Source organism: Burkholderia sp. APQ4-4ca (assembly GCF_057837105.1).
In genome coordinates this window covers 13579-23348 of sequence record NZ_JBYQCG010000011.1, presented here as the reverse complement: position 1 = coordinate 23348, position 9770 = coordinate 13579, and the positions used below count along the sequence as shown (strand labels likewise).

Here is a 9770-nt window from a genome sequence, read left to right as displayed (position 1 = left end):
CGATCTCCGAATAGCTGCGCGTTTCGCCGTACGGGATATGCGTCAGCGCTTCCCACACGCGCTGCTGGAACGCGGTCGGCGCGATGTCGAGCGGGAGATCGAATGCGTGCCGCGTACCGTCCAGGTACGCGCGGATCTGCGTGACGAACGGCGCGAGCCGCGCGGCCGCTTCGACCAGTTCGGCGCGTGCGAACGTGTCCTTCAGCTCGCCGACGAGCGACGCCGCGTCGTCGCCGAACGCGATCCGGCAGATACCTTGTTCGGTGGCGGCGACGAGCACCGTGCCGAGCGACGTCGACGCGGTCGCATAGTCGATCCGCAGGCCGGCGCCCTGACGGCGGAACGCGGACGGCGCCATCCCCAGCTCGCGCGGCACCGACGCATAGAGCCGCGACGGCGAGTTGAACCCTGCGTCGACGGCCGCCTGCGTGACCGGCTGCCCGCTTTGCAGCGCCTGCCGCAACGCGGCGCCGCGCTGGGCGGCCTGGTACTGCCGCGGCGACACGCCGACCACGCGCTTGAAGAGCCGCTGCAGATGAAACGGGCTCACGTGCACGGCGTCGCTCAACTGCTGTAGCGTGAGCCGCTCGGCCTGCGCGTCGAGCACCGCGCACGCACGGTTGACGATTTCCAGCTCGCGCGGCAGCCCTTCCGGCTGGCAGCGCTTGCAGGGCCGGAAGCCGGCCGCGCGGGCGGCCGCCGGATCGGCGAAAAAGGACACGTTCTCGCGGCGCGGCTGCCGCGACGCGCACGTCGGGCGGCAGAACACGCCGGTCGTGCGGACGGCGTAGAAGAACGCGCCGTCCGCATGCGGATCGCGCTGGGTCACGGCGCCCCAGCGGGCATCGTCGGTCGAATAGGCGGTTTTCATCTGAACCTCGCACTCTGTAGTGTAGATGGTGCCTACTCTAGGCATCGGCACATGCCGTCGCGCCCTGAATCTTGCTCTGTGATTCGTGCCGGTGAATCGGGGCCGCATCGATCGAAATAAATCCGACGAAAACGCGCGCGGCGGCCGCTCCAGCACGGTTTTCGTCATCGTCCCGTCACCGTTTTGCTGCAGTGCGGATGCGACAAATCGCCGTCCTGACGTTTTTTTGCAATCGGAATATTGCGTCGCACCATCACCGTGTGTATAGTTGGAACTGTCTCCTCCATGTCTCCTCCTGATATGGATTAAGCCCGTTCCGCACTGCGTGAACGGGCTTTTTTTCGTCCGTCGATTGTGCCGCGTTCCGACCGGCAGCGCAGGCGCGATGCGTCTACACTCGATGCTCGTCGACTGCGAAGGAGTCCCCGCTCATGAAACCCACCATCCGCGGAATCGATCACATCGTGCTGCGCGTGGCCGACATGGCGGCGATGACGCGCTTTTACTGCGATGCCGTCGGTTGCCATGTGGAGAAGGAGCAGCCCGATCTGGGCCTCGTGCAACTGCGCGCAGGCGACGCGCTGATCGACCTGCTGACGGTCGGCGGCCCGATCGACCGCCCCGACAGCGGCCCGCCCGGCACCGGGCGCAATCTCGATCACCTGTGCCTGCGCGTCGAGCCGTTCGATCCCGACGCACTGATCGCCCATTTCGCCGCGCATGGCGCGCGGCCGGGCGCGCCGGCGGAACGCTACGGCGCCGGCGGCTACGGGCCGTCGATCTACCTGTTCGATCCCGAAGGGAACATGGTCGAATTCAAGGGGCCGCCGGCCGCGCTCGGCTGACCGCGGCCGGCGCGCGGGCCCTTGCGGACCCTTACGCGCCGTCGCGCGCCTTCAGCACCGTCCATTCGACCGCGACCGGATCGTGGTCGGCGCACGAGATCCAGGCGGCGCCGTCCTGCACCGTGCACTGCAGGCGCATCGTCCGCTCAGCGAGCTGCCCGAGCGCGGCCGCGACGCCGTCGGCAAGCGACAGCACCTGCACGTTGCGCAGCCGTTCGACCTTGCCGCGCACGCCCTGCCACCAGATATCCGACGTCTTGCCGCCGTACGCGATCACCGTCACCTGCCCGGCGCGGCCGGCCGCCTTCGAGATGCGCCGTTCGTCCGGCTGACCGGCCTCGATCCACACGTCGATCGCGCCCGTCAGGTCCTTTTGCCACAGGTCGGGCTCGTCGACGTCCGACAGCCCCTTGCAGAATTCGAGCCGCTCGTGCGCGAACAACGCGAACGCGACGATGCGCACCATCATCCGGTCGTCGGTTTCCGACGGATGGCGCGCCACCGTCAGCGCGTGATCGGCGTAGTAATGCCGATCCATGTCGGCGATTTGCAGTTCGGCTTTGTAGATCGTGGATTTCAGCGCCATGCGGATGCGGCCCGGGCGGGCATTCGGTTCGGTCGGGCCGTGATGATACCGAATGCGCGCCGCCCGGCGTGCGCCATGCGCGATTCACAGCGCAACGGCCCGGCATACGCCGGGCCGTGTTCGGGGCGCGCCGCCCGCTCGTCGGGCCGGCGCGTTCGCGCGTCGTGCGACTGCGCGATGAGAGGACGCTTACTGCTTGACGAAGCGCGAATCGGTCCAGAGACCTTGCTGGTCGCTGTTGTCCGCGCTGACGAACTGCACGTCGCCCTGGTCGACCGTCACCACGCGGAACCGCTGGCCTTCCGGCACCGACAGGCAGCGGAAGTCGTCGAAATACTGCTGCTTCGCCTGCGACTTGCCGTCACGTTCGTGATTCAGTACGGAATCCAGATTGTCTTTCGACAGGCAGCCCCATGCGTTCTTCGTCAGCTGGATTTCCTGCTTCGGCTTGACGACCGAATCGCCGCCGGCCTGGGCAATCGACACAGCGCAAAATGCGCCGACAAGGGCAAAAAGGACACCGGTACGCTTGATCATGTTCTGTCTCCAGGCTTGCGGGCACCAGGCTGGGTTAGCTATGTGTTTAAAGGTGATCGTGAACCCGCGTTTTTCACTTTAGAAGACCGGTAAACGATAGCAAGCACATTTGTTGTGCGACCGCAATAGCGGCGGATTGTCGCACCCCGTGCGCGGGCTGCTTTTGGCGCGACCGGCGCGTGCGGCAAGCGCCGCCAAACCGCGGATCGGCCTTCGCCGCCGGGCGGAAACCGTTATCCGACAAGGCTTTCATAAAATTTACATTGCGACGATTGAACGGTTTGGATAATCCATTTCGCTATCCGGATCATTTTGATGCGTTGCACATAAAGTCATCCGAAACGATTCGAATTTACCGCCGCGCGCAATCGCATTTGCCTGATACAAGAAAAATGCCAGGTATAAGCGCCCCCGTATTTATCCGTAGTTCTCGGCACCATTCGGCGCTCCGCGCCCCCGTCGCCAGCACCTTTCGTCCGTGTGGTGTTTACCCTGCTTTATTCAGCCCGATTTGCTGACGTTCGAAATAATCGCGCTGGAAGATGCACATGCGATAAGCGTTGTGATACGCGCCATTCCCGAAAAATTCTTCCTTCAATTCGGCCTCGTGCTGGAATCCGCATTTCTCGTACACGTGGATCGCCGCCGCGTTCGACGTATCGACGATCAGGTAAAGCTTGCGCATGTTCAGCACCTTGAACGCGTACTCGATCGCGAGGCGCGTCGCCTGGCCCGCGTAGCCGCGCCCCTGGCACTGCGGCGCGATGATGATCTGGAACTCGCCGCGGCGGTGAATGTAGTCGAGTTCGATCAGCTCGACGAGGCCGACCAGTTCGGCTTGCGCATCGACCGCGACGAAGCGGCGTTCGCGCTGGTCGTGCACGTGGCGGTCGTACAGTTGCGACAGTTCCGAGAAGGTTTCGTACGGCTCCTCGAACCAGTAGCGCATGATCTTCGCGTCGTTGTTCAGCTCGTGGACGAAGCGCAGGTCCTGGCGCTCCAGCGGCCGCAGCGCGAGCGTGTTGGTATCGTTCTGGAGTTGCATGGTCGTGTCCTTTTTGATGCCGGCGCGGCGCGGAACGCCCGGGCGTCACGGCCGCGTTCGAGCCCGTTTTGCACTGTAAGAATTTGAACGCGGGCGCAGTTCAGAGCCTAGAATGGGAGCAAGGGTTCCTGCCACCGCAAGGAGGCTATCGTGATCGAGCAAGTCATCCTCGGAATTTTCCTCGTGCTGCCGCTCGTCATCGTGGCTGCGCTGTTTTCCGACGAACTGTGGCAGGAGCATCGTCGCCAGCATCCGCGCGACGAGAACGCCCCGCACATCGACTGGAAGCATCCGTGGCGCCGTGTGCGGCGCGGGCACTGACTTAGATCACCGCCGATTCGCCGCTCGCGCCGGCCGGCCCACCGGGGCCGGATAACATGCGACGCGGGCACAGCCCTTGCGCCCGATCCGATTCCCGCCCAACCCGCGAGACGCCGACGTGAACGACAAGCCCGCCATTCCCCCGCACGATGTCCCGAACGAAACGATCGACCTGCAGATCGCCGATGTGCTGGCGGTCGTCCGCTATCCGGCGAACAAGGATGCGATCGTCGATGCCGCGCGCGACGCCGGCGCCAGCAACGAAGTGTTGTCGATGCTCGACGGCCTGCCCGAACAGGACTATGCGGACGTCGACACCGTCACGCGCTGGGTCGCCGGCAACTTCGGCCCGGGGCTCGGCATTTGAGCGCAGGCCAATAACGCGATAGGATCGGGCCGCACCGGTCGCGCCGCGATCGGGATGCGTGCCGCCCGGCGCAAGATCGGGCGCTTCGCACGCATGTCCGGGGGACCCCATGGAAGGCATCCTGATCCAGCACACGACGCAGCGTCAGCTGTGGTTCGGCGCGCTGACGGCGCTCGTCATCCTGCTCACGCTCGGGATCGCCGCGCCGCACGCGAACGTCGCGTTGCCGGCCGTCGAGCCGTTCATGCCGATGTGCGCGCTCACCGTGTTCACGACCGCGAGCATCGCGGCGTTCTTCCTCGGCGCGCAATTCACAGTCACGCGCCAGCCCGTGCTCGGTGCGCTCGGCGGCGCCTATGCGTTCACCGCGCTCGCCGTCGCGCTGCAACTGCTCACCTTTCCCGGCGTGTTCGCGCCGCATGGCCTGCTCGGCGCGCGCCCGCAAAGCGCCGCATGGATGTGGATCTTCTGGCATGCCGGCTTTCCGTGCTTCGTGATGGCCGCGCTGTTCGCCCGCGAGCGGCTCACGCGCGCCCCGGTCGGCGCGAAGGAGACGCGCCGCTGGACGCTCGCGCTCGTCGGCGGCCCGGCCGTCGCCGCGGCGCTCCTGTGCGCGATCGCGCTGAACGTGTCGCTGCCGCCCGCGTTCCATCCGCCCGGCGACGCGGCCGTGCTGCCCGTCAACGGCATCGCGCTCGTCGTATGGATCCTCAATGTGCTCGCGCTCGTGGCCGTGCTGGTCACCGGCCGGCTGCGCACGACGCTCGACCTCTGGCTCGCGATCGCGGTACTCGCGTGCCTCACCGATACGACGCTGAACCTGCTGTCCACCCACCGCTTCACGGTCGGCTGGTATGTCGCGCGCCTGTTCAGCATGTTCACGCCCGGCGTGCTCGTATGCGTGCTCGCGTGGGAAGTGACGATGCTGTATCAGCAACTGTTCGAAGCGCACGCGACGCTGATCCGCTCTTCCGCGCGCGACGGGCTCACGGGCGCGTTCAACCGCAGCCACTTCAACGATCATTTCCACACGCTGTTCCTGCAGGCGCGGCGGCAGGGCGAACCGCTGTCGCTGCTGATGGTCGACGTCGATCACTTCAAGGCGTACAACGACGCGTTCGGTCACGTGAAGGGCGATGCGTGCCTGATCGCCGTAGCGAACGCACTGGCCGGCGCGGTGCGGCGGCCGGCCGACATCGTCGCGCGCTACGGCGGCGAGGAGTTCGCGATCGTGCTGCCGAACACCGGCGCGCGCGGTGCGCGGGTGGTGGCCGACGAAGTGCGCGACGCCGTGCTGCGGCTCGACCTCGCGATGCCCGACTCGCCGGCCGGACGCGTGAGCGTCAGCGTCGGCTGCGCGACCGCGTCGGCCGACGATCTGTCGACCCCGGACGCGCTGATCGAAACCGCCGATGCCGCGCTGTATCGGGCGAAGGATACGGGGCGGAACCGGGTCGTCGTCGCCTGAAAACGTCTGCTGTTTGGCCAATTGTTACGGTCATTGTGACCGGAATAATCCACCGTTACGGATTGCGGCGCGGGGATACGATCGCTTACAGCCCGGGCCGGAGCCGCTCGCTATGCTGGGTTTCATATTGAACCCCGAGCAGGTGAACGCGATGAAGAAGGCCCTTTTGCTGATTGCCGGCGTCGCCGTGTTGTTGAGCGGCTGTATCGTGGTGCCGGATGGTGGCGGGTATTACGGTGGGGGCGGGTATTATCACCATCATCGGCATTGGGATTGAGGCCTCCCGGCCGAGCATTGCATCATCCTTCCGGATGTTCGAATTCGTTTCGGCATCCGGCAATGACGATGCATGAGCGCCCATGCCGTTCGTACTCGACGACACGCCGCTGGCCGCGGCAACGTACGGTTCAGCGTCCGCTCACTTCCCGATACAAAACCTGCTGAAAATCACCCCCAGCAGATCATCCGACGTGAACTCCCCGGTAATCGCATTGAGCTGCTCCTGCGCGAGCCGCAGTTCCTCGGCAAACAGATCGAGCGACTGCGCGCGCTGCTCCGCATGATCCGCCGCCTGCGCCAGGTGCTCCTGCGCGGCCCGCAGCGCGATCAGATGCCGCTCGCGCGCCAGATACACGCCCTCGGCCCCCGCCTGCCACCCGGCAATCCGCAACAGCTCCGCGCGCAGCATGTCGATCCCGTCGCCGCGCTTCGCCGACAGATGCACCTCGGTCAGATCGCCTTCCGCCGCCGGATGCTCGACACACGCCGGCACGCCCGTCAAATCCGTCTTGTTCAACACGCGCACCACCGGCACGCCGCCCGGAAACCGCGCGGCGATCACTTCGTCGTCCGGCGTCATTCCCGTGCGCGAATCGAGCAGATGCAGCACGACGTCCGCGCGCTCGATCTCGCTCCACGTGCGCGCAATGCCGATCCGCTCGACTTCGTCCTCCGTCTCGCGCAGCCCCGCGGTATCGATGATGTGCAGCGGAATCCCTTCGACCTGAATCGTCTGCGCGACCTTGTCGCGCGTCGTGCCGGCGATCGGCGTGACGATCGCCAGCTCGGCGCCCGCCAGCGCATTCAGCAGCGACGACTTGCCGACGTTCGGCTGCCCCGCGAGCACGACCGACAACCCTTCGCGCAACAGCGCGCCCTGCCGCGCATCGCCGAGCACGTGGGCGAGTTGCGCGCGGATCTTCGCGAGCTTGCCGCGCGCGTCGGCCGCTTCCAGGAAGTCGATTTCCTCCTCCGGAAAATCGAGCGTCGCCTCGACCAGCATCCGCAGCGTGATCACGTCGTCGACGAGCGCGTGGATCTGCCGCGAGAACGCGCCGTCGAGCGAACGCCCGGCCGAGCGCGCGGCCGCCTCGGTGCTGGCCTCGATCAGATCGGCGACGGCCTCGGCCTGCGCGAGATCGAGCTTGTCGTTCAGGAATGCGCGCCGCGTGAACTCGCCCGGCTCCGCGAGCCGCAGCCCGAAGCCGCGCCCCGCATCCAGGCAGCGCTGCAGCAGCAGCTGCATCACGATCGGCCCGCCATGCCCTTGCAGCTCCAGCACGTGCTCGCCGGTGTACGAATGCGGCGCCGGGAAATACAGCGCGATCCCACGGTCGAGCGGCGCGCCATGCGCGTCGAGGAACGGCACGTAGCTCGCATGGCGCGGCACGAGCTTTTGCCCGCACAACGCGTCGATCAGCGGCAGCGCGGCCGCCTCGCCGCCGCGCCCGAACGACACGCGGACGACGCCGATGCCGCCCCGGCCGGCAGCAGTGGCAATGGCGACGATCGGATCGGAATCGGTAGCGAGCATGGGAATTCGAGAAATCGGGTAATCGGCGAGTCAATGGTGCGCCCGCGCAACAATTCGGGCATCGGAACGCCGGCATTGTAGCGTGCCGGCTCACGCGCCACCGGCCGCGACGCCGGATTCGGACATGCCCGAATTTATCCCGACGGGGATAAGCCGAGTATCAGACCAGCGTGATGAGCCGCCCACCGTTTCGGACAAGTATGTGTGCGGGAGAGGCTCGGCACTACGTCCCTCAATTTCATCGATCATCCTGATCAGGGTTGGGATTCGTCTGAAAGAGATACGTTTATCCCATATGGTTGTCTGGGACGCGGCGATGGAATTGCACAATCTCCCTCATGCCGACATCCGAAGAAAAAGCCGCGTTCTCGGAACGCCTGAAATTCGCCCTGCGGCGCAGCCCGGAGAAGGTCACGGGCGCGACGGAACTGGCGAACCGATTCAATCTGCGTCACCGCGGAACGCATCCTGTTTCGCCGCAAACCGCGCACAAATGGCTGACGGGCCGCACGATTCCGACGTCGGACAAACTCGAAACGCTGGCCGAATGGTTACGCGTCGAAGTGCACTGGCTGCATTACGGGCCGTCGCCGAGCGTGGTCGAACATCCGACGCCGCAACCGCTGCCGCGCGACGAACGCTACCCGCCGACGCCCGAGACGATCGAACTCGCATCGAAGATCGAGGCGCTATCTCCGCATCAGCGTTACCTCGTGCAGGAACTGGTCGAGCAGTTCTACGGCGATCCGAAACTCGAAGCGAAGAAGGCCTGAACGGCAGCAGCCGCACGCGCCACCGCCAGGAAAACAAAAAGCCGCATGGTCACGAACCATGCGGCTTTTTTTGCGAGCATCGCGGGCGGCTGGCCACCCGCGAATGCAGCGAACGTCAGGCCGGCTTCTTCTTCACGCCGCCGAGCTTGCGCGTGATGTAGTACTGCTGCGCGATCGACAGCACGTTGTTCACGACGTAGTACAGCACGAGACCGGCCGGGAAGAAGAAGAACATCACCGAGAACGCGATCGGCATGAACTTCATCATCTTCGCCTGGACCGGGTCCGGCGGCGTCGGGTTGAGGCTCGTCTGCACGAACATCGACACGGCCATCAGCACCGGCAGGATGAAGAACGGGTCACGCTGCGACAGGTCGTGAATCCACAGAATCCACGGCGCGCCGCGCATTTCGACCGATGCGAGCAGCACCCAGTACAGCGAGATGAACACCGGGATCTGGATCACGACCGGCAGGCAGCCGCCGAACGGATTGACCTTCTCCGTCTTGTACAGCTCCATCAGCGCGGCGTTCATCTTCTGCGGATCGCTCTTGAAGCGTTCGCGCAGCGCCTGCATGCGCGGCGTGATTTCCTTCATGCGCGCCATCGACTTGTAGCTGGCAGCCGACAGCGGGAAGAACACGGCCTTGATCAGGATCGTCAGCAGCACGATCGACCAGCCCCAGTTGCCGACATAGCTGTGGATCTTCTCGAGCAGCCAGAACAGCGGCTTCGCGATGATCGTCACCCAGCCGTAATCCTTCACGAGTTCCAGGCCCGGCGCGATGCCTTCGAGCATGCGCTCTTCTTCCGGACCGGCGAACAGGCGCGCCTGCACGTCGGCCGACTGGCCCGGCGCGATCGCGGCGACCGGCTGCTTCACGCCGATGCGATACAGCGTCGGATCGATCTTCTCAGCGTAGATGTCGCGCTTCACGCCCTGCTGCGGGATCCACGCCGACGCGAAGTAGTGCTGCACCCTCGCGACCCAGCCGTTGTCGGCGGAGTTCACGTAGTCGGCCTTGTTCTTGTCGAGGTCGCTGAAGTTGATCTTCTGGAAGTGCTTCGCGTCCGTGTAGACCGCCGGCCCGAGGAACGTGTGCGAGAACATCGGCGTTTCGACGGCCGTGTTGTCGCGCACCAG

General features: G+C 65.4%; 12 protein-coding genes. 6 read left to right on the top strand and 6 right to left on the bottom strand.

All coding sequences use genetic code 11. From position 1 onward, the window contains the following. Positions 1-871: bifunctional transcriptional activator/DNA repair enzyme AdaA (locus AC3IFE_RS01375; RefSeq protein ID WP_489189370.1), on the bottom strand; the 871-nt coding region annotated here is incomplete at its 3' end. Positions 872-1302: 431 nt separating this feature from the next. On the opposite strand from AC3IFE_RS01375, the gene AC3IFE_RS01370 reads away from it, so the two are divergent. Next, positions 1303-1716, top strand: a complete 414-nt coding sequence (locus AC3IFE_RS01370) for a VOC family protein (protein WP_489189369.1) — start codon at positions 1303-1305, stop codon at positions 1714-1716. Between the two features lie 31 nt (positions 1717-1747). On the opposite strand, the gene AC3IFE_RS01365 is transcribed toward AC3IFE_RS01370, so the two are convergent. The 3 genes from AC3IFE_RS01365 to speG form a co-directional block, all read right to left on the bottom strand. After that, a complete protein-coding gene (locus AC3IFE_RS01365) occupies positions 1748-2302 on the bottom strand; it encodes a YaeQ family protein (RefSeq protein ID WP_089468774.1) in 555 nt (184 codons plus the stop codon). Between the two features lie 189 nt (positions 2303-2491). Continuing rightward, a complete protein-coding gene (sap1, locus tag AC3IFE_RS01360) occupies positions 2492-2839 on the bottom strand; it encodes a surface attachment protein Sap1 (RefSeq protein ID WP_489189368.1) in 348 nt (115 codons plus the stop codon). 487 nt (positions 2840-3326) lie between these two features. Beyond that, complete coding sequence (speG, locus tag AC3IFE_RS01355; RefSeq protein ID WP_489189367.1) at positions 3327-3884, bottom strand: spermidine N1-acetyltransferase; 558 nt, start codon at positions 3882-3884, stop codon at positions 3327-3329. A gap of 150 nt (positions 3885-4034) precedes the next feature. Between speG and AC3IFE_RS01350 the strand changes: the two genes are divergently transcribed. From AC3IFE_RS01350 to AC3IFE_RS01335, 4 genes are all read left to right on the top strand, one after another. After that, a complete protein-coding gene (locus AC3IFE_RS01350; protein WP_006489933.1) occupies positions 4035-4205 on the top strand; it encodes a hypothetical protein in 171 nt (56 codons plus the stop codon). 118 nt (positions 4206-4323) lie between these two features. Continuing rightward, positions 4324-4572, top strand: coding sequence for a DUF2795 domain-containing protein (locus tag AC3IFE_RS01345; protein WP_489189366.1), 249 nt, complete (start codon positions 4324-4326; stop codon positions 4570-4572). Between the two features lie 109 nt (positions 4573-4681). Next, entirely contained in the window at positions 4682-6040 is a 1359-nt protein-coding gene (locus AC3IFE_RS01340; RefSeq protein WP_489189365.1) for a sensor domain-containing diguanylate cyclase, read from the top strand. Between the two features lie 112 nt (positions 6041-6152). Further along, positions 6153-6317, top strand: coding sequence for a hypothetical protein (locus AC3IFE_RS01335; RefSeq protein WP_179233428.1), 165 nt, complete (start codon positions 6153-6155; stop codon positions 6315-6317). Between the two features lie 141 nt (positions 6318-6458). Here AC3IFE_RS01335 and mnmE read toward each other — a convergent pair whose 3' ends face one another. Continuing rightward, positions 6459-7853, bottom strand: a complete 1395-nt coding sequence (mnmE, locus tag AC3IFE_RS01330) for a tRNA uridine-5-carboxymethylaminomethyl(34) synthesis GTPase MnmE (RefSeq protein WP_489189364.1) — start codon at positions 7851-7853, stop codon at positions 6459-6461. A 338-nt stretch (positions 7854-8191) separates the two neighbouring features. On the opposite strand from mnmE, the gene AC3IFE_RS01325 reads away from it, so the two are divergent. Next, entirely contained in the window at positions 8192-8626 is a 435-nt protein-coding gene (locus AC3IFE_RS01325; protein WP_050018236.1) for a transcriptional regulator, read from the top strand. A 115-nt stretch (positions 8627-8741) separates the two neighbouring features. On the opposite strand, the gene yidC is transcribed toward AC3IFE_RS01325, so the two are convergent. Further along, positions 8742-9770 (bottom strand): membrane protein insertase YidC (gene yidC / locus AC3IFE_RS01320; RefSeq protein ID WP_489189363.1); only part of this gene is annotated, 1029 nt, incomplete at its 5' end.